Origin of the sequence: Neobacillus rhizosphaerae, assembly GCF_050477885.1 — a bacterium.
GTDB classification, from domain to species: domain Bacteria; phylum Bacillota; class Bacilli; order Bacillales; family Cytobacillaceae; genus Neobacillus; species Neobacillus rhizosphaerae_A.
Genome location: NZ_JBCNAC010000124.1, coordinates 1 through 545, shown reverse-complemented (window position 1 = coordinate 545; position 545 = coordinate 1). Strand labels below are relative to the sequence as shown.

At 31.9% G+C, this 545-nt stretch carries 1 protein-coding gene; it reads left to right on the top strand.

Translation table 11 applies throughout. From position 1 onward, the window contains the following. Window positions 1-162: 162 nt before the first annotated feature. Window positions 163-545: NAD(P)H-dependent oxidoreductase (locus ABES03_RS17665; RefSeq protein WP_430119054.1), on the top strand; the 383-nt coding region annotated here is incomplete at its 3' end.

Genomic DNA, 545 nt, shown 5'->3' with positions numbered 1-545 from the left:
ATAGACAATTTTAATAGAGCAGATTGTTTGAAAGGAAGTCTCTTCTCCTATATAATTACCTTGAATTAAAGATATCTTAAATTAAAATAAATATGGTTGTTTATTTTATAAGATTTTGATTCAAACTATATTAGATAATACACAACAAGAAAGGTGATTAGAATGGCACAAGTATTATACATTACTGCACATCCTCATGATGAATCACAATCGTATAGTATGGCAGTTGGTAAAGCATTTATAGATAGCTACAAAGAAAATAATCCAAATGATGAAGTGGTTCACGTAGATTTATACAGTGAAAATATTCCTCATATCGATGCAGATGTTTTCAGCGGATGGGGAAAGCTTCGTTCTGGACAAGCTTTTGAAGAACTTTCATCTGAAGAGAAAGCAAAAGTCAGCCGTCTTAATGAATTAAGTGACCAATTTATCGCTGCTGATAAATATGTATTTGTCACACCATTATGGAACTTCTCCTTCCCACCTGTAATGAAAGCATATTTAGATTCTGTTGCTGTAGCAGGTAAAACGTTTAAATATAC